17 protein-coding genes and 3 tRNA genes are annotated in these 17442 nt (G+C 74.4%); 7 read left to right on the top strand and 13 right to left on the bottom strand.

Annotated elements, in window-relative coordinates:
- Nucleotides 1–38: 38 nt before the first annotated feature.
- Nucleotides 39–725 (top strand): IclR family transcriptional regulator, encoded by a 687-nt coding sequence (locus LPU61_RS02915; protein WP_013284529.1) that lies wholly within the window; start codon nucleotides 39–41, stop codon nucleotides 723–725.
- A gap of 197 nt (nucleotides 726–922) precedes the next feature.
- Here the strand turns inward: LPU61_RS02915 and LPU61_RS02910 are convergent.
- The 4 genes from LPU61_RS02910 to LPU61_RS02895 all read right to left on the bottom strand — a co-directional run bounded on the left by LPU61_RS02910 (nucleotide 923) and on the right by LPU61_RS02895 (nucleotide 2545).
- Nucleotides 923–995 (bottom strand) — tRNA-Glu (locus tag LPU61_RS02910).
- Nucleotides 996–1337: 342 nt separating this feature from the next.
- A tRNA-Glu gene (locus LPU61_RS02905) sits at nucleotides 1338–1410 on the bottom strand.
- Nucleotides 1411–1543: 133 nt separating this feature from the next.
- Nucleotides 1544–1615, bottom strand: a tRNA-Gln gene (locus tag LPU61_RS02900).
- A 126-nt stretch (nucleotides 1616–1741) separates the two neighbouring features.
- The gene (locus LPU61_RS02895) at nucleotides 1742–2545 is read right to left on the bottom strand and encodes a fumarylacetoacetate hydrolase family protein (protein WP_077936592.1); all 804 of its coding nucleotides are present in this window, start codon (nucleotides 2543–2545) and stop codon (nucleotides 1742–1744) included.
- 165 nt (nucleotides 2546–2710) lie between these two features.
- Here LPU61_RS02895 and LPU61_RS02890 point away from each other — a divergent pair, with 165 nt between their 5' ends.
- The 3 genes from LPU61_RS02890 (at nucleotide 2711) to LPU61_RS02880 (ending at nucleotide 5891) form a co-directional block, all read left to right on the top strand.
- The gene (locus tag LPU61_RS02890; RefSeq protein WP_043962284.1) at nucleotides 2711–4168 is read left to right on the top strand and encodes a hypothetical protein; all 1458 of its coding nucleotides are present in this window, start codon (nucleotides 2711–2713) and stop codon (nucleotides 4166–4168) included.
- 46 nt (nucleotides 4169–4214) lie between these two features.
- A complete protein-coding gene (locus LPU61_RS02885; protein ID WP_229404022.1) occupies nucleotides 4215–5087 on the top strand; it encodes a 3-methyladenine DNA glycosylase in 873 nt (290 codons plus the stop codon).
- An 87-nt stretch (nucleotides 5088–5174) separates the two neighbouring features.
- Complete coding sequence (locus LPU61_RS02880) at nucleotides 5175–5891, top strand: class I SAM-dependent methyltransferase (RefSeq protein ID WP_229404020.1); 717 nt, start codon at nucleotides 5175–5177, stop codon at nucleotides 5889–5891.
- Nucleotides 5892–6100: 209 nt separating this feature from the next.
- Here the strand turns inward: LPU61_RS02880 and LPU61_RS02875 are convergent, their stop codons facing one another.
- The 8 genes from LPU61_RS02875 to LPU61_RS02840 all read right to left on the bottom strand — a co-directional run bounded on the left by LPU61_RS02875 (nucleotide 6101) and on the right by LPU61_RS02840 (nucleotide 12992).
- Nucleotides 6101–7246, bottom strand: coding sequence for a cellulose binding domain-containing protein (locus LPU61_RS02875; protein ID WP_229404018.1), 1146 nt, complete (start codon nucleotides 7244–7246; stop codon nucleotides 6101–6103).
- A gap of 173 nt (nucleotides 7247–7419) precedes the next feature.
- Complete coding sequence (gene arfB, locus LPU61_RS02870; protein WP_043962281.1) at nucleotides 7420–7845, bottom strand: alternative ribosome rescue aminoacyl-tRNA hydrolase ArfB; 426 nt, start codon at nucleotides 7843–7845, stop codon at nucleotides 7420–7422.
- Between the two features lie 9 nt (nucleotides 7846–7854).
- Nucleotides 7855–8160: a hypothetical protein gene (locus tag LPU61_RS02865; protein ID WP_043962280.1), complete on the bottom strand. Its 306-nt coding sequence runs from the start codon at nucleotides 8158–8160 to the stop codon at nucleotides 7855–7857.
- A 109-nt stretch (nucleotides 8161–8269) separates the two neighbouring features.
- Complete coding sequence (locus tag LPU61_RS02860; RefSeq protein ID WP_229404016.1) at nucleotides 8270–9133, bottom strand: S1C family serine protease; 864 nt, start codon at nucleotides 9131–9133, stop codon at nucleotides 8270–8272.
- A 72-nt stretch (nucleotides 9134–9205) separates the two neighbouring features.
- Complete coding sequence (locus tag LPU61_RS02855; RefSeq protein ID WP_043962278.1) at nucleotides 9206–10165, bottom strand: VWA domain-containing protein; 960 nt, start codon at nucleotides 10163–10165, stop codon at nucleotides 9206–9208.
- Complete coding sequence (locus LPU61_RS02850) at nucleotides 10162–11178, bottom strand: DUF58 domain-containing protein (RefSeq protein ID WP_043962276.1); 1017 nt, start codon at nucleotides 11176–11178, stop codon at nucleotides 10162–10164. Before LPU61_RS02850 ends, LPU61_RS02855 begins: the two co-directional genes overlap by 4 nt.
- A gap of 65 nt (nucleotides 11179–11243) precedes the next feature.
- Nucleotides 11244–12293, bottom strand: a complete 1050-nt coding sequence (locus LPU61_RS02845; RefSeq protein ID WP_043962275.1) for a MoxR family ATPase — start codon at nucleotides 12291–12293, stop codon at nucleotides 11244–11246.
- Nucleotides 12294–12461: 168 nt separating this feature from the next.
- On the bottom strand, nucleotides 12462–12992 hold the full coding sequence (locus LPU61_RS02840) for a hypothetical protein (protein WP_043962274.1): 531 nt from the start codon (nucleotides 12990–12992) through the stop codon (nucleotides 12462–12464).
- A gap of 399 nt (nucleotides 12993–13391) precedes the next feature.
- Between LPU61_RS02840 and LPU61_RS02835 the strand changes: the two genes are divergently transcribed.
- The gene (locus LPU61_RS02835) at nucleotides 13392–14339 is read left to right on the top strand and encodes an endonuclease/exonuclease/phosphatase family protein (protein WP_043964131.1); all 948 of its coding nucleotides are present in this window, start codon (nucleotides 13392–13394) and stop codon (nucleotides 14337–14339) included.
- A gap of 6 nt (nucleotides 14340–14345) precedes the next feature.
- Here the strand turns inward: LPU61_RS02835 and cimA are convergent, their stop codons facing one another.
- Nucleotides 14346–15929, bottom strand: a complete 1584-nt coding sequence (gene cimA, locus LPU61_RS02830; protein ID WP_043962273.1) for a citramalate synthase — start codon at nucleotides 15927–15929, stop codon at nucleotides 14346–14348.
- 372 nt (nucleotides 15930–16301) lie between these two features.
- Here cimA and LPU61_RS02825 point away from each other — a divergent pair, with 372 nt between their 5' ends.
- Both LPU61_RS02825 and LPU61_RS02820 read left to right on the top strand, forming a co-directional pair.
- Entirely contained in the window at nucleotides 16302–16862 is a 561-nt protein-coding gene (locus LPU61_RS02825) for a peroxiredoxin (RefSeq protein ID WP_043962272.1), read from the top strand.
- Nucleotides 16863–16864: 2 nt separating this feature from the next.
- Nucleotides 16865–17395 carry a carboxymuconolactone decarboxylase family protein gene (locus LPU61_RS02820; RefSeq protein ID WP_229404014.1) on the top strand — a complete coding sequence of 177 codons (531 nt, stop codon included), beginning with the start codon at nucleotides 16865–16867 and terminating at the stop codon, nucleotides 17393–17395.
- The last annotated feature ends 47 nt before the right edge of the window (nucleotides 17396–17442 follow it).

The raw sequence follows: 17442 nt of genomic DNA, 5'->3' as shown, positions 1-17442 counted from the left end.
AAATTCTGGGAGGTAAATTTCGGCTTGTGGGACACAGTATGAGCGGTGTCGGCGTTCTCGACAAGGCGGTGGTCATCCTGGCCGCCTGTGTCGACGGCGCCAGCCTGGCCGAACTCGTTGAACGCACCAAGCTGCCCCGGGCCACCGCGCACCGGCTGGCACAGGCGCTGGAGATCCACCGGATGCTCGTCCGGGACACCCAGGGCCGTTGGCGCCCCGGCCCCCGGCTCGGTGAGCTCGCCAACGCCGCGCCGGACGTGCTGCTGACGGCGGCGGAGCCCCTGCTGGCCGCGCTGCGCGACGCCACCGGGGAGAGCGCCCAGCTCTACCTGCGCCGCGCGGACGAGCGGATCTGCGTGGCCGCCGCCGAGCGGGCCAGCGGGCTGCGGGACACCGTCCCGGTGGGCTCGGTGCTGCCGATGACCGCCGGTTCGGCGGCGCAGATCCTGCTGGCCTGGGAGCCGCCGGAGGCGGTGATGCCGCTGCTGCCCCGGTCGAAGTTCACCGGACGCACCCTCGCCGAGGTGCGCCGCCGGGGCTGGGCGCAGAGCGTCGCCGAGCGGGAGGCGGGTGTGGCGAGCGTCTCGGCCCCGATCCGTGACCGCACGGGCCGGGTGATCGCCGCGATCAGCATCTCCGGCCCGATCGAACGCCTCGGCCGCCGCCCCGGCGAACGCCACGCCATGGCCGTCGTCCGAGCCGGCCAACGCCTGAGCGGCCTCTAACCCCCACCCTGCCCCCACCCCCACCCCCGCCCCTCCCCCTTTGCCCCCGGTGATCAAGAGATTTGCGTCATCTGTCGCACCGAACCTGACGCAAATCTCTTGATCACCGACACGAAGTGGGCGGGGGCGGGCAGGGCGGGGTGGGTGAAATGGGGGAAGGCCCGGCTCACCGGGGGTGAGACGGGCCTTCCTGGGTGTAGCCCCGACGGGATTCGAACCCGCGCTACCGCCTTGAGAGGGCGGCGTCCTGGGCCGCTAGACGACGGGGCCAGAACTTTGCTGCTTCACCACCCTGCCGGACGGTGCCGCTGTAGTCTAGCGACGGGCCCCGGGGGTGAGCGCACAGGGGTGCGCGTCGCGCCACGGCATCCCGGGCCGGCACGCGACAGGCCGCCCGCACGAGAACGGGCCGCACGAGAACGGGCCGCACGAGAACGGGCGGCCGGCACGAGACAGGCGGGCCCGCACGAGGCAGAACGCCGGAACCAAACAGGCCCCGGCACCGAAGCAGGCTGGCACGAAGCAGGCCGGCACCAGGCCGACCGCCGGCACGACGAAGCCTGGGACGCAAATCAGCCCGCCTCACCACAGTGAGACGGGCTGGAGAACCTGTAGCCCCGACGGGATTCGAACCCGCGCTACCGCCTTGAGAGGGCGGCGTCCTGGGCCGCTAGACGACGGGGCCAGAACCTGTCTTGCTCCACCGCCCTGCCGAGCGGTGCCGCTGAAAACTACCAGAGATCATTCAGGCCCGCTTGCGCGGGCCGGAGCGCTCTCCGACTTGATCCAGCGACCGGCACTCTCACGAACGCCGGTTGCTGGGGTACCAGGACTCGAACCTAGACTAACTGAACCAGAATCAGTCGGGCTGCCAATTACCCCATACCCCATTGGCACCTCGCGGTGCCGTTCGGCGCCTTGCGGCACCGGAGAGAAACTTTACCCTCCCGCTCCCCACAGGCCAAATCGGGGGCCCGAAACCGCATCTGGCCTGCGGCTTCGGGCTTCCCGACGACTCAGGTCACCGGGACGACCGGGTTGCTCAGCTCCCCGATCCCCTCGATACGCACGGTGACCGTATCCCCCTCCGTGAGCGGGCTAACCCCGGCCGGCGTGCCGGTGAGGACGACGTCCCCGGGGAGCAGCGTCATCACGTGCGAGACGTACGACACCAGGGCCGGCACGTCGAAGACCATGTCCCGGGTGCGGCCGAGCTGGCGTACCTCCATCTCGTCCGGGTTGCGGCCGACCTCGCAGCGGACCTCCAGGTCGGTCACGTCGAGCCCCGTGGTGATCCACGGGCCGATGGGGCAGAACGAGTCGAAGCCCTTGGCCCGGGTCCACTGCCCATCGGAGCGCTGGAGGTCCCGCGCGGTGACGTCGTTGGCGCAGGTGTAGCCGAAGATGGCCCGCTCGGCGGCGGCCCGGTCGGCCCGGCGGGCCCCCGGCGCGCCGATCACCACGGCCAGCTCGGCCTCGTGCTCGACCTGCTTGGAGAAGATCGGCAGCCGGATGGCGTCCCGTGGCCCGATCACGGAGGTGGACGGCTTGAGGAACAGCAGCGGCTCCTTGGGCACGTCGTTGCCCAGTTCGGCGGCGTGCTCGGCGTAGTTACGGCCGACGCAGACCACCTTGCTGGGCAGGATCGGGGAGAGCAGCCGGACGTCGGAGAGCGCCCACCGGGCGCCGCTGAACTGGATCTGGCCGAACGGGTGACCCTCGATCTCGGCGACGGTCAGGCCCTCCGGGCCCGCCCCCGGTTCGCCCTCGACGACCCCGAACGACATTCCCTTGGCATGAGCGAAACGAGCGATACGCACCAGGCCAATCTAGCCCGCCCGCCCCGGGCGGCACCGGCGCCGGCCGCTTGGCGGCGCGCGGCGGGCCAGCGTACGCCGGATGCCGCCGCCGCGGGCCGGGTTCGCCGCTTCGTACCCGCACGGCGGGGAGCCGCACCTAGCGTCGGCTACCGGAGGTTCGTTCGTATGCCTGCATCGAGACGACACCACAGGGCCCTCGCAGTGTTCGTGCACTGCCTGGGCATTCTCGCCGCCGTGCCGGCGCTGCCCACGGTGGCCCCGAAGCCCGCCACGCCCGCGGCCACCGCACCCGGAGCCGCCCCGCCACAGGGGTCGCTCCGGGCGGCGGCGGCCACGATGGCGCCGACGCCGACGGACACCGCGACCCCGACGGGCACCGCGACGCCCGCGGCCCCCGCGCCGCCGCCGCTGGTCTCCCCGTCCGTGATCGTGCCGACGCGGGGCGCACCGTCCGCCGTGACGGTGGCGGTCACGCCGGCCGGCACGCCGGCCCCGGGCTACCAGGTCCAGGTGCGCAACGCCAGCAGCATGCCCGTGGCCACCACCGTGCGCCAGGAGCTGCCGCCCGGAACGTCGGCGACCTGGGTCACACCCGGGGGGCGGACCAGCCGCTCGGCCACCACCACGGAGGTGACCTGGCAGCTGCGGCTCCCGCCGCGCAGCACCACGACCCTGCACACGGCGCTCACCACCGCCGCGCCGGGCCGCGCCCTGTCCGCACCGGCCTGCGCCTTCGCCGCCGGCGGCGACCGGCCGTACGACTGCGCGACCGCGACCTGGGACCGCTCACCGGTCCCGGTGGCCCAGGCCACGAACGCGCCGGCCTGGCGGCGGCCCGCGGCGCTGCTCGCCGCGCTGGCCGGGGTGTTCCTGCTCACGGCCGGCGGGCTCTGGTGGTGGCAGCGGCACCGCCGCGCCGGGGCCACGGCCGCGTCGACCGGCGGGCGCACCGGATCCGGCGGTGCGGGGAACCGGCCCGCCGGTGCGGGGACCGTCTACGCCGGCACCGGCGCGGGGTCCTCCGGCACGGCCCCGGCGGCGGCACCCGGCCAGGGCGGACAGCCCCGTCCGGTCGCGCCGGTCGCCGTGGCCCGCCGGCGCAGGCCCCCGGTGTGGCTGCTGGTGGGGGCGGCCGCCGCGGTCCTGGCCGGCGTGGTGCTCGCCGCGACGCTGACGGCCACCCGACGGGTCGCCGCGATCGACACCACCAAGCAGCCGAGCACCGGCGCGTGGGTGGGCCACAGCACCACCGGCGTGATCGGTGTGCCCCTGCGGGAGCAGGCGCTGGAGTTCACCGTCTACCGGATCGCCTGCCCCTCGACGCCGTCGACCGCCGGGCGGCAGTGCCAGGCCACGGTCGGGGTGCGCAACCTCACCCCCGAGCAGCAGACCTGGCACGGCGAGATGCAGCGGGCGTACCTGCCGGGCGGCACCTGGGTCAGCGCCGACGAGGCCGCCACCCGACTGGCCAACCAGGGACGGGACGTCTTCGGCCAGCCCCTGGCCGCGGGCAGCCGGCTGGTGCTGCCGCTGGTGTTCACGGTCGACGGCACGGACCGGCCCAGGCAGCTGGAGCTGCGCAGCGGGGTGTTCTCCGCCGGGGTCCGGGTCGACGTGCCCTGACGCGGGGCCGGCGGGGGCGGCCGGGCGGCGGCCGTACGCTGGTCGGGTGACCGCCGCCCTCGCTCCCGCCGCGCCGCTCGACCTGGCCGACTGGCAGGCGCGGCGGCGGGCCCACGAGGAGCGGGTCGACGCGTGGCTGGCCCCGCACCTGGCCCGCCGCCGCGCCGGGCGCAAGCACCCCGTGGAGGACTTCCTCTTCACCTACTACTCGCACCGTCCCGCACAGCTGCGCCGTTGGCACCCGGGCGCGGGGGTCGCGCTGCGCGGCGCGGACCCGGCCGAGTTCGGCCGGGACTACCGCGCCACGTCCGCCGGGCTCACCCTCGACACCGACGCGGTACGCGCCCGGCGGGCCGAGTCGGTCGACTGGATCCGTGCCCTGCTCGCGGCGACGGCGGGCCGGCCGGCGCACCTGGGCTGCTTCGGGATGCACGAGTGGGCGATGGTCTACCGGCAGACCCAGGAGGAGGTACGCCACAACGCGTGGCCGCTGCGGCTCAGCCCGGCGCGCACGGCCGAGGTCGTGCAGGAGCGGGGCGTGCGGTGCAGCCACTTCGACGCGTACCGGTTCTTCACCGCGCCGGCCCGGCCGCTGAACGTGCTCACCCCGACGCGGGAGCGCCAGCACGAGCTGGAGCAGCCGGGCTGCCTGCACGCCAACATGGACCTGTACAAGTGGGCGTACAAGCTCTCCCCGCTGGTGCCGAGCGAGCTGGTGGCGGACGCGTTCGCGCTGGCCCGCGAGATCCGCACCCTGGACATGCGGGCCAGCCCCTACGATCTCGCCGCGCTCGGTTACCCGCCGGTGCGGGTGGAGACGCCGGAGGGAAGGGCCGAGTACGCCGCCGCCCAGCGGGGCTTCGCCGAGCGGGCGGCCGGCCTGCGGGCCCACCTGCTCGCCGCGCTGGGCGCTGCCTGACACACCCCGTTTCGCACCTTTCATCACTTTTTGTGCTCGTCGTTCGTTGGCTCCCTGTACACGCGAGGCCGAGGAAACGGGAGCACCATGACCAGACGATCACTCGCCGGGCGGGCGCGGGGCCTGATCCTGCGCACCGCGCCCGGCATTCCGCGCTCTCGCCGCGAGGCGCGGACGTCGTTGGAGGCCCTGGCCACCCTGCGCGGGCAGGGCTGGCACCGGTCCGTGGGGGCAGCACCCGTCGACGGCGAAGGCCGGCCGCTGCCCTGGCTCAGCTACTCCGCCGTGCGGTGGCTGGACGAGGTGCTGCACCCCGGCGTGCGGGTGTTCGAGTACGGCTCGGGGTCGTCGACGTCCTGGTTCGCCCGGCCCGGCCGGGTCGGCGAGATCGTCTCCGTGGAGCACGACGCGGCCTGGTTCGCCCAGCTCCCCCAGCCGGCCAACGGGGAGATCCGGCACGTGCCCTGCGCCGACGGCTGGTGGGACGGCTCGGCGGACTCCCCGTACGTGACGGCGGTCGCCGACGGGGCCCCCTGGGACGTGGTGGTGATCGACGGCGCCTCCCGCACCGTCTGCGCCCGGGTCGCGCCGAAGTACCTGGCCCCGTCCGGCATGGTGGTCCTCGACGACACGGACCTGGCGACGACCGACCCGGCGGCGGCGGAGCTGGCCGCCCACGGCCTCGGCCGGCTCGACCTGTGGGGCTTCAAGCCCGGCGTCCAGCGGATGACCTGCACCTCGGTCTTCAGCTGGGACTTCAACCACTGGCTGCTGCCGGGGCCGGCGCACCACCACACCCGCTGACGGCGGGCCGGCGGCGCCGCGCGCCGACCTCCACCGACCGCCCCCTCCACACCCACACCCACCCACCACTTCTCCGCCCTTTGCTCTGCACCCGCGGGCGCAGCGGTCACCGACGGTGACTGTTGCGTATCAGGGTGCAGAGCAAAGGGACGGAAACGAAGGGTGGCGGCGGCGGGGCTGTCAGCCCGAGCGCGCGGCCCGGCCGGGGATCAGGACGTGGCGCAGCTCGTCTGCGGCACCGGGTTGCTGGAGCCGGCGCTGGCGAGGAACCCGAAGGTCGCCTCGGCACCGGGGGCGAGGCCGCCGTTCCAGCCCACGTTCCGCGCGGTGACCGCGGTTCCACTCTGCGTCACGTCGGCGTTCCACGCCTGGTTGATCCGCTGGCCGTCGGCGTAGCCGAACCGGACCGTCCAGCCGCCCAGCGCGGCGGTGCCCGTGTTGCGCACGGTCACCTCGCCCTGGAAGCCGCCCTGCCACTGCCCGACGATCCGGTAGACGGCCGTGCACCCGCCGCCGGGGTTCGAGGTCGGGGTGACCGGCGGCGACAACGTCGGCGTGACGGACGGGGTGGGCGTCGGCGTGGCCGTGGGGGTCGCGCTGGGGGTGACCGTGGGAGTCGCCGTGGGAGTGGTGCCGGTCAGCGCGGCGACCACCGCCGGGTACCAGCGGTCCGACATCTTCTGGTCACCGGCGGCGTTCGGGTGCACCCCGTCGTAGGTGTCGGCGGCGGTGCTGAAGCCCGTCCACTGGTCGACGACCACGATCGGCGACTGCGCGGTGGTCTTGCCCGCCGCCCAGCCGTCGATCGCGCTGTTGAGCGCCACCACCCGCTGCCCGCACTCGGCGCAGCTCGCGGGGGCCATCGGAATGATCTTCGCGACGATCACCCGCATCGCCGGGTTGCTGGCCCGCATCTGGTCGACCAGCTTGGAGTACGCGGCCAGGATGGTCGCCGGGGCGATGTTGCTCCACACGTCGTTGGTGCCGAAGTGCATGAGCACGACGTCCGGGTCGGTGGCGGAGAGCCAGCCGGGCAGCAGGTTCTGGTTGGCGACGTTCGTCACCAGGTACCCGCCGTGGCCCTCGTTGTCGCCGTCGTACGGCTGGCCGCAGCCCTGCGGGCCGAGGGTGCCGACGAAGTCGACGTTCGTGTGGCCGGTGGACTGGAGGCGGTTCCAGAGGATGGAGCGCCAGCAGCCGGGCGAGCCGGTGATGGAGTCGCCGAGGGGCATGACGCGCACCGGTTCGGCGGCGGCCGGCAGGGCGGGCGGCGCGGCGACGAGCCCGAGCAGCAGCGTCAGCGGCACGGCCGCCAGGGCGGCGAGGAAGGCGGAGAGGAAGGGCTTTCGGGGCATGGCGGAGGAACTCCTGTCACGTGGCGTCGTACGCGGTCGGTGACGGCCCTGTTGCTCCCGGAGCCATTCCAGCAGACCCGGGCGTCGCGCTCAACCGCCTCCCACGTTCCGCCCCGAGCCGCCACGGCACGGACGGAGCCGCCACGGCACGGACGCCGCAGCGCGCGGCGCGGTCAGTCGCCGTCGACCCGGCGGTCGCGCTTGCGCTGCGCCTGGCGCTTCTTGTCGGCGAGGCGGCGTTCCTTCGCGCCCCGCGACGGGCGGGTCGGGCGGCGCGGCGGGGGCGGCGGGGCGACCGCCTCGCGCAGCAGGGCCGCCATCCGCTCCCGGGCCGCCTCCCGGTTGGCGAGTTGGGCCCGGTGCTCGCTGGCGGCGATGGTGAGCACCCCGTCGACGAGCCGGCCGGCCAGGCGGTCGAGGGCCCGGGCGCGCAACGGCTCGGGCAGGCTCGGCGAGCCGGCGACGTCGAAGCTCAGCTCCACCCGCGAGTCGGTGGTGTTGACGCCCTGCCCGCCCGGGCCCGACGAGCGGGAGAAGCGTTCCCGAAGCTCGGCGGCCGGCACCACCAGCCGGTCGGTCACCCGCAGTCCGTCGTCCACGTGAGCAGGCTAGCGCCCCGCCCGGGCACCGTGCGTGGCCGTGGGGGTCGCCGAGGGGCCCGGCGCCGGTCCCGCGCGGTCGTCACCGGAGCCGGCGGCGTACGCGACCGCACCGACGAGCAGCAGCGCGATCACGCCGACCTTCGTGGTGACGGCCCGGATCAGCCCGAAGGCGGCGCGGCGCGCGCCCGGGACGGTGTTGCGCGCGGTGCGGTAGTCGGCCCATCCGCGGCGGGCCCGCGCGTACGCCGACCCGACGCCGCATCCGACGAGGAGGCCCACCACCAGCAGGGCCGCGATGACTTCTCGCTCCATCCTCGCGAGTATCCATACTCAGCGTGATATTTCCATGGGCCGATGATCCCACGCCCAATATCTGCCAATTCTCCCCTCCGTGCCGCCCGGGAGCGCGGCCCGGCCCAGGTCAGCCGCCCTTTCCGATGATCGCGTCGGCGCTCTGCTGCACCTGCTCGATCGGGATGGCGAAGCCGATGCCGATCGAGCCGCTGCCGTCGATGGTGGCGATGGCGGTGTTCACCCCGACCACCTCACCTCGGGCGTTGACCAGCGGGCCGCCGGAGTTGCCCGGATTGATGGACGCGTCGGTCTGCACGGCGCGGTGCCGGTTCGTGCCGAGGCGTACCTGACGGTCGAGCGCGCTGACGATACCCGCGGTGACGGTCCCGGCCAGCCCGAGCGGGGACCCGACCGCGAGCACCGGCTCGCCGACCCGGGTGGCGCCCGGCTTGGCCAGCGGCAGCGGGGCCAGGCCGGCGTCCGGCGGCACCCGCAGCACGGCCAGGTCGCTGCCGGGCTCCCGGCCGACGACCTCGGCGGCGAACCGTCGGCCGTCCGGCAGTTCCACCGTCACCGCCCCGCCGCCCCCCTTGGCGAGGATGTGGTCGTTGGTGATCAGGTGCTGCTGGTCGTCGATGGCGAACCCGGACCCGGTCGCCGAGCTTCCGGCGGCCCCGCCCACCAGCACCGACACCACCCCCGGCACGGTGCGCTCGGCCGCGGTCACCAGCTCCGCCGGCACCGGCGCGGCCGACGCCGCCTCCGGGCCCGGCACGTCGGGTGAGTCGGCGACCCAGGCGCCGGCCGCCGCACCGGACAGGGTGGACAGCGCCACCACCCCGGCGGCGGCCAGCAGCCGGCCCTGCCAGCTCCGCCGCCGGTCGGCCCCGCCCCCACCGGGTATGTCCCGACGGCCACGCCCGTCGGGGTCGAGCTCGGGCGAGACGAACCACGGCCCGCGCGGCTCGCCCAGTCCGGTCTGTACTGCCATCCGCTGCTCCTCACGTCCACGTCTGTCGGGGAGGTCCGGCCGGCTCGGGCCGGCCGGTGGGGGCCGCCGCGTTCAGGGCAGCCGGGAGAACCACCGCATCGATCCCGCCGCGGCGCCCATGGCCAGCACCAGGCCCAGCCCGATGAACCGGGCGGAGACGTCCTGCCGCTGGGTGCGGTAGCCGACGGAGGTGCCGATGTCGTCGTAGACCGCCCGCAGTTCCTCGCGGCTGGTCGCCTCGTGGAAGCCGCCGCCGGTGGAGTCGGCGACCGCCTTCAGGGTCTGCCCGTCCACCGGCACCTGGATGGGCCGCCCGCCCCGGTCGACGAACCCGGACGGCGTGCCGAACGAGATGGTGTGCACCGGCACCTTCGCGTCGACGGCCTCGGCGGCGGCCTCCATCGGGTCCATGCCGGAGGTGTTCGCGCCGTCGGAGAGCAGGATGATCCGGGCTGGCGGCAGGTCCTTCGCCGCCTGGCTGTCCAGTGCCCGCACCGCACCGAGGGAGGTGTTGATCGCCTCCCCGATGGCGGTGCCCTGCACGCCGGTGCTGCCCTCGGCGAGGCGTTCGATGCCGTCGTGCAGGGCCTCCCGGTCCGTGCCGGGCGGCACCAGCACGGCGGCGCTGCCGGCGAACGCGACCAGACCGACGTTGAACTCTTCGGGCAGGCCGTCGACGAAGCGCCGGGCCGCGTCCTTGGCGGCGCTGAGCCGGTCCGGTTCCACGTCGGAGGCGAGCATCGAGGTGGACACGTCGACCGCCACCATGACGGTGGCCCGTTCCCGGGGCACCCGCACCTCGGCGCTGGGCCGGGCGAAGCCCACCACCAGCAGCGCCAGCATGGCCAGGAACAGGCCGGCCGGCACGTGCCGCCGCCACGCGGGGCGGTGCGGGGCCACCCGGTCGAGCAGCCGCAGGTTGGTGAAGCGGACCGCGTACCGGCTGTGGCGGCGCTGGGCGAGCAGGTAGCCGACGGCGAGCGCGGCGACCCCGAGCAGCAGCCAGAGCCGCAGGGGCGACTGCCAGGTCACGCGGCACCTCCCGACAGCGCGCCGGGGCGGGCCGTCCGGCCGGTGCCGCTGGCCGCCGGGGCCAGGGCGAGCCGGCGCTGGGCGTGCACGTGCCGGACGATGTCGGCGCACCAGTCGCGGTCGGTGCGCAGCGGCAGGTGGGCCGCCCCGCACCGGCGCAGCACCTGGCGGATCTGGTCGCGCTGGGCGAGGGCCGCCTCGGCGTACCGCTCGCGCAGCCGGCGGTCGCCGGTGAAGACCTCCCGCCGGCGGCCGGTCTCCGGGTCGACCAGGGTGATCAGGCCGACGTCCGGCAGTTCCAGCTCGCGCGGGTCGGTCACCTCCACGGCGAGCACCTGGTGCCGGACGGCGAGCCGGCGCAGCGCCGCCTCCCAGGGCGGCGGGTCGGCCGGGTCGTCCGGTAGCCCGTCGAGGAGGTCGGAGACCACCACGACGAGGCCGCGCCGGGTGGCGGCCCGGCCCACGGCGACCAGCCCGTCGGCGAGGCCGGGCGCGGCGGGCGGGCCGGCGGCCGGGTCGGTCGCGGCGGCGCGCGGCGCGGCCAGCAGGGCCCGCAGCAGACCGAGCAGGTGGGTACGCCCGCCCCGGGCGGGGAACCGGCGCAGCCCGGGCGCGCCGAGCAGTTGCGCGCCGAGCCGGTTGCCCGAGCCAGCCGTGAGGAAGCCGACCGCCGCCACGGCGGCCACCGCCAGCTCGCGCTTGTCCAGCTCGGCGGTGCCGAACTCCATGCTGGGGCTGGCGTCGACCAGCAGCCAGGTGGTCAGCTCCCGGTCGGCGTCGACCTCGCGGACGTGCGGGACGGTGGTGCGGGCGGTGACCGCCCAGTCCATCCGGCGCACCTCGTCCTCGCCGGGCCGGTACTCGCGGCTGCCGGCGACCTCGCTGCCGGGCCCGGGCAGCAGGCCCCGGTGCTCGCCGTGCAGCAGCCCGTCGAGGCGGCGGGTGACGGTCAGCTCCAGTCGGCGCAGCCGCCGGTCCGGCGCGAGGTCGGCCAGGGTCGGGTCCGGCGGCACCGGCCCCGATCCCCCGGCGGCACGCGCTCCCCCGGCGGAGCCGGCGGGCGGGGCGGCCGGGCCCCTCACGCCGCCGCCAGGTCGGTGGCGTATCCGGTGTGGTGGGCGGCGACCCGGGGCGGGGGCACGGCGGCGACCAGCCGGTGGACCACCGCCTCGGCGGCGACCCCGTCGGCGACCGCGTCGAAGGAGAGCACCAGCCGGTGGGCCAGGACGTCGACCGCCAGTTCCCGGACGTCCTCGGGCAGCACGTGGTCGCGGCCCCGCAGCAGCGCCTGGGCGCGGGCGGCGGCGACCAGGCCGAGGGTGGCCCGAGGGCTCGCCCCGTACGCCAGCAGCGGCGCGATCTCGGGCAGCCCGAACCGGCCCGGGTCCCGGGTGGCCAGGATCAGCCGGACGACGTACTCGGCGATGGCGTGGTGGACGAACACGTCGCCGGCCCGCCGCTGGAGCGCGCGCAGCCGCTCGGGGTCGAGGACCCGGCGCGGGGTGGGCCGGTCGGTGCTCATCCGGTAGAGGATGGCCAGTTCGTCGGCGTCCCCGGGGTAGTCGACGACGATCTTCATGAGGAACCGGTCCCGCTGCGCCTCGGGGAGCTGGTAGACCCCCTCCGACTCGATCGGGTTCTGGGTGGCCAGCACCAGGAACGGCGTGGGGACCGGAAAGGCGCGCCCGCCGATGGAGACCTGCCGCTCGGCCATCGCCTCCAGCAGCGCGGACTGCACCTTCGCCGGGGCCCGGTTGATCTCGTCGGCGAGCACGAGGTTGGCCATGATCGGGCCGAGTTCGACGTCGAAGCTCTCCTTCGACGCCCGGTAGATGCGGGTGCCGACGATGTCGGAGGGGACCAGGTCCGGGGTGAACTGGATCCGGGAGAAGGTCCCGCCGACCACGGTCGCGAGGGTCTGCGCGGCGAGGGTCTTCGCCACGCCGGGGACCCCTTCCAGGAGGCAGTGGCCGCCGGCGACGAGGGCGGTGAGCAGGCGCTCGACGAGCCGATCCTGCCCGACGATCACGCGTTTGACCTCGAAGAGGGTCTGTTCCAGCTCGACGCCGCTCGGATCGGGATCGACCGCGGTGGGCAGGCTGGCCAGGGTGTCCGAGATGTCCGTCACGGTGCTTGCTTCCCGTGCCGGCACCCGGGCAAACGTCGGAATTCGAGCACCTTACCGGGCCGAACCGGGACGAGGACCGTCATCCGCCACCGAAGGCCGCAGGGGGCGCGGACGGCGCGAGGGTGCCGGCCCCGTCGCCGGGACCGGCACCCTCGTCCCGCGTACGGGTCAGGGAGTGAACACGGCCAGGTGGAACGGCCGGTCGGCCGGAGCGCCGGTGGAGTCGTACGTCTGCACGAAGACCCCGTTCGGCGTGGCCAGCCGCGGCGCGACCGAGATCTCGCCGGCCGGCGGGATGCAGCACGAGTCCGTGGTGCCGATCGTGGCCACGAAGGCAGCGCTGGTCAGGCTGCGGTTGAAGATGACCTGGTACTGGCCGGGGCCGTACTTGGTCGCGGAGACGGCGTCCCGCGAGCGGAGCAGGGTGCCGGCGCTGCTGACGACGGCGAAGGACGTGGAGCCGTTGACGTAGGACGGGCTCACCCCCTTCTTCATCGCCGCCTTGGCCGCCGCCGCCTCGGCCACCGTCGGCTGCGGCTGTCCGGACGGCGCGGCGGCGCGTTCGCCCGGCTGCCCGGACTGGGCCGCGGGCCTGGCCGCCGTGGTGGTCTGGGCGGCGGCGATCCCGCCGCCGGCCAGCGTCAGCACCAGCGCGCCGAACGTGACCGCGACCGCCCTACGGGAAATGATTCTTGCCATGACAGGTCCCCCTTGTTGACCGTGTCGACACGACCGACTCGCGAAACAACGAGCCGGTTTTATCCGAGCCTGCCAACACCGCAAAATTGTCGCCTGAGCGACCGCCGCCAAGCCGGCTGGAGAAGCACCCACACCCGCCTTGAGCAGCCAATATTGCCGTGCACATCGAGGCTGGAACCAGGTGGAAAGTAGCACCGGCAAAAGCGCGTGGTCAATGGCAGACGGCGGCGTTTCAGACTGTTTCAGCCCGCCCCCCGAATTGCGAAACATGAACGCTCGACAATTCATGATGGGGCCTGCCCGGCGCGGGTGGCGTCGCCGGTCGAGCACTGCCGCTACGGTGTCGACGTGCTCACCTACGCCGACACCCGCGCCCGCCCGGCCGGTCGCGCCGCCCGGATCCGGACCTGGCTGTGCTGGCTCGCGGTGACCCCCGGGCTGGTGTGGGCGGCGGTACGCCTGCCCGGCCTCGAACGGGGGCCGGCGGTGCAGGCGGTCGCCTTCACCCCGTACGTCGCGGCCTGGACGCCCGTGCCGCTGCTGCTCGCGCTCGCCCTGCGGCGCCGCTGGCCGGCGGCGGTCGCGGCCCTGGTCGCGGTGGCGCTGATCGCCGTGGTCGCGCCCCGGGCCGTGCCGTCGGCGCAGCCGCGGGCCGGCGGGCCGACGCTGCGGGTGCTCACCGCCAACCTGCTGGCCGGCGCCGCCGACGCCGGCACCGTGGTCGGCCTGGTGCGCGACCTGCGGGTCGACGTGCTGGCCGTGCAGGAGTTCACCCCGGGCGCGGCGGCCGAGCTGGACCGGCTCGGCCTGGCCGGGCTGCTGCCGCACCGGCAGCTCAACCCGCAGGTCGGCACCGTCGGCTCGGGGCTCTACGCCCGCTTCCCCATCGCCGGGGGCGGCATCCGGCAGCACCGCGGCGGCTGGGGCTTCACCCAGGCGTACGGGACGCTCACCCCGCCGGGCGGGCCGCCGGTGCGGGTCGAGTCGGTCCACCCGGCGGCCCCGTACGCGCTGGACCAGGTCGGGTTCTGGCGCACCGACCTGGCGGCGCAGCCGCCGGCCACCCCCGACGCGGGGCTGTCGATCCTCGCCGGGGACTTCAACGCCACCCTCGACCACGCCCCGCTGCGCGACCTGCTCGCCACGGGGTACGCCGACGCGGCCGACGCCACCGGCGCCGGGCTCGTCGGCACCTGGGGCCCGTACGACGGCGACCCGATCCCGCCGGTGACGATCGACCACGTGCTGGTGGACCGGCGGATCGCCGTCCGGTCCGTGTCGGTGCGCGCGGTGCCGGGCAGCGACCACCGCGCGGTCCTCGCCGAGCTGCGCCTGCCCGCCGCCTGAGCCGCCCTACACGTGGGCGCGGTCCAGGCCGTAGGTGAGGGCGTCGACGAGGGCGTGCCAGGACGCCTCCACCACGTTGGGGTGCACGCCGACGGTGGTCCAGTCGCGGCCCGCCCCGTCGGCGGTCTCCACCAGCACCCGGGTCACCGCGCCGGTGCCGTGGCTGCCCTCCAGGATGCGCACCTTGTAGTCGGCCAGCTCGAAGTCGCGCAGCTCCGGGTAGTGCCGGGACAGGCCGACCCGCAGCGCCTCGTCGAGCGCGTTGACCGGCCCGTTGCCCTCGGCCGTGGCGATCAGCCGCTCGCCGCGTACCCGGATCTTGACGGTGGCCTCGGAGACCACCGAGCCGTCCTCCCGGTGCTCGACCAGCACCCGATACGACTCCAGGGCGAACGGTCGGACCGGGGCGGCGTCGGGCAGCTCGGAGCGGACCAGCAGCTCGAACGAGGCGTCGGCGGCCTCGAAGGACCAGCCGCCGGCCTCCAGCTCCTTGACCCGCCGGGTCACCCGGGACAGGGTCTCCGGATGGCCGGCCAGGTCCAGGCCCAGCTCGCGGCTCTTCAGCTCGACGCTGGCCCGGCCGGCCATCTCGGTGATCAGGATCCGCATGTCGTTGCCCACCACGGTCGGGTCGACGTGGTTGTAGAGCAGCGGATCCACCTTGATCGCGCTCGCGTGCAGCCCCGCCTTGTGGGCGAAGGCGGCGGCCCCGGCGTACGCCTGGTGGGTGTCGGGGGCGATGTTGGCGATCTCGGCGATGGCGTGGGAGACCCGCACCATCTGCTCCAGGCAGCCCTCCGGTAGGACCGGCAGCCCGAGCTTGAGCTGGAGGTTGGCGGCGACGGCGAAGATGTCGGCGTTGCCGGGGCGCTCGCCGTAGCCGTTTGCGGTGCCCTGCACGTGGCGCACGCCGGCCTCGACGGCGGCGATGGTGTTGGCCACCGCGCAGGCGGTGTCGTTCTGGGCGTGCATGCCCAGGCGGGCAGGGTCGACGCCGGTGCGGGCGGTCAGGTCGGCGATCGCCGCGCTCACGTGGGAGGGCAGCATGCCGCCGTTGGTGTCGCAGAGCACCATCACCTCGGCGCCGGCGGCCAGCGCGGTCTGCACGACCTCCGCGCCGTACGCGGGGTCGTGCCGGTAGCCGTCGAAGAAGTGCTCGCCGTCGACGAAGACCCGCCTCCCCTCGGCGACGAGGTGGCGCACCGTGTCCCGGATCATCGCCAGGTTCTCCTGCGCGGTGGTGCGCAGCGCCCGCTCGACGTGCCGCAGGTCGGCCTTGGCCACCAGCGCGACGGCCGGGGTCTGCGCGTCGAGCAGCGCCCGCACCTGCGGGTCGTCGGCGACGGCGACGCCGGCCTTGCGGGTGGCCCCGAACGCCACGAGCAGGGCGTGTTTCAGGTCGAGTTCGGTGCGGGCCCGGCGGAAGAACTCGGTGTCCTTGGGCACCGCGCCCGGCCAGCCGCCCTCGATGAAGCCCACGCCGAACTCGTCGAGCAGTCGGGCCACGGCGAGCTTGTCGACCACCGAGTAGGTGAGCCCCTCGCGCTGGGCACCGTCGCGCAGCGTCGTGTCGTACAGCTGGAACGTCATGGGGAGTCCTTTCGGGCGCGGGCGGGACGGGTGGGGTGGCGGAGGGGGACCAACAAAAAGACCCCCCGCGGATGCGGGAGGTCTGCGCGCTCGGCGAGTCGGTTGCCGGGCGCGCTAGTTGCCAATAATGACGACGGTGCTGGTCACGGTCGCCACTCTGCCACCCGCACCCGGGTTTCGGGAGGAACAATCCACATGCCGGGACGGTCACGGAGGGTGGCCATACCGCAGGTGGCGTCGACCGCGGGGCGAAACGCGCCGCTGGTGATCGACTTCACAAGTCATCCGGCCGCTATCGAGCCGAAACACCGCTGCGGCAGTATCTGGAACCGATCAAGTTACCGGCCCCGTGCCGCTGTCAAGGAGGACCCCGTGCTCACTGTCGGTGACCGCTTCCCCGAGTACGAACTGACCGCCTGCGTCTCGCTGGACGCCGACCGGGCGTTCGAGTCGATCAACCACAAGTCGTACGAGGGCAAGTGGCGCGTCGTCTTCTTCTGGCCGAAGGACTTCACGTTCATCTGCCCGACGGAGATCGCCGAGTTCGGTCGGCTCAACGGCGAGTTCGCCGACCGGGACGCCCAGGTGCTCGGCGTGTCGGTGGACAACGAGTTCGTCCACTACGCCTGGCGCAAGGACCACCCCGACCTGCGTGAGCTGCCGTTCCCGATGCTCAGCGACATCAAGCGCGAGCTGACCGACGCCTGCGGCGTGCTCGGCGCCGACGGCGTGGCCCAGCGGGCCACCTTCATCGTCGACCCGGACAACGAGATCCAGTTCGCCATGGTGACCGCCGGCTCCGTCGGCCGCAACGTCTCCGAGGTGCTGCGCGTGCTCGACGCCCTGCAGACCGACGAGCTGTGCCCCTGCAACTGGAACAAGGGCGGCGACACCCTCGACGCCACCAAGCTGCTCGCCGGCGCCGGGGCCTGACGATGGGCCTCGACGCGATCAAGGCGGCCCTGCCCGAGTACGCCAAGGACATCAAGCTCAACCTGGGCTCCACCGTCGGCGCCACCACCCTCAAGCCGGAGCAGGCGTGGGGCACGGCGCTGGCCTGCGCCGTCGCCGCCCGCAACCCGGTCGTGCTGCGGGAGATCGCCGCCGAGGCGGCCACCCACCTCACCCCCGAGGCGGTCGAGGCGGCCAAGGGCGCCGCGACGATCATGGCGATGAACAACGTCTACTACCGGGCCAAGCACCTCATCGGCGACGAGAACTACGCGTCGATGCCGGCCCGGCTGCGGATGCAGATCATCGCGCGGCCGGGCGTGGAGAAGGGCGACTTCGAGCTGTGGTGCCTCGCCGTCTCGGCGATCACCGGCTGCGGGGTCTGCCTGGAGTCGCACGAGAAGACCCTGCGCGCCGCCGGGTTCACCCGGGAGCAGGTGCACGAGGGGCTGCGCATCGCCGCCGTCGTGCACGCCGCCGCCGTGGCCCTCGACGCGCAGGCCGCGCTCGGCTGAGCCGTACGCCCGGGGACACCCGCCGGCGCCGCATCCCCGCGGCCCCG

The sequence above is a fragment of the Micromonospora sp. NBRC 110038 genome, assembly GCF_020884815.1.
Lineage (GTDB): Bacteria > Actinomycetota > Actinomycetes > Mycobacteriales > Micromonosporaceae > Micromonospora > Micromonospora haikouensis.
The sequence above is the reverse complement of the archived record's forward strand: the minus strand, read 5'-3'. Positions and strand labels throughout refer to the sequence as shown.

Coding starts and splice junctions, on each gene's coding strand:
- LPU61_RS02860 (WP_229404016.1), bottom strand. CDS start 9,133: ATGGCAGTACAGACCGGACTGGGCGAGCCGCGCGGGCCGTGGTTCGTC.
- LPU61_RS02840 (WP_043962274.1), bottom strand. CDS start 12,992: ATGGCAAGAATCATTTCCCGTAGGGCGGTCGCGGTCACGTTCGGCGCG.
- cimA (WP_043962273.1), bottom strand. CDS start 15,929: ATGACGTTCCAGCTGTACGACACGACGCTGCGCGACGGTGCCCAGCGC.
- LPU61_RS02865 (WP_043962280.1), bottom strand. CDS start 8,160: ATGGAGCGAGAAGTCATCGCGGCCCTGCTGGTGGTGGGCCTCCTCGTC.
- LPU61_RS02890 (WP_043962284.1), top strand. CDS start 2,711: ATGCCTGCATCGAGACGACACCACAGGGCCCTCGCAGTGTTCGTGCAC.
- LPU61_RS02875 (WP_229404018.1), bottom strand. CDS start 7,246: ATGCCCCGAAAGCCCTTCCTCTCCGCCTTCCTCGCCGCCCTGGCGGCC.
- LPU61_RS02880 (WP_229404020.1), top strand. CDS start 5,175: ATGACCAGACGATCACTCGCCGGGCGGGCGCGGGGCCTGATCCTGCGC.
- LPU61_RS02915 (WP_013284529.1), top strand. CDS start 39: ATGAGCGGTGTCGGCGTTCTCGACAAGGCGGTGGTCATCCTGGCCGCC.
- LPU61_RS02820 (WP_229404014.1), top strand. CDS start 16,865: ATGGGCCTCGACGCGATCAAGGCGGCCCTGCCCGAGTACGCCAAGGAC.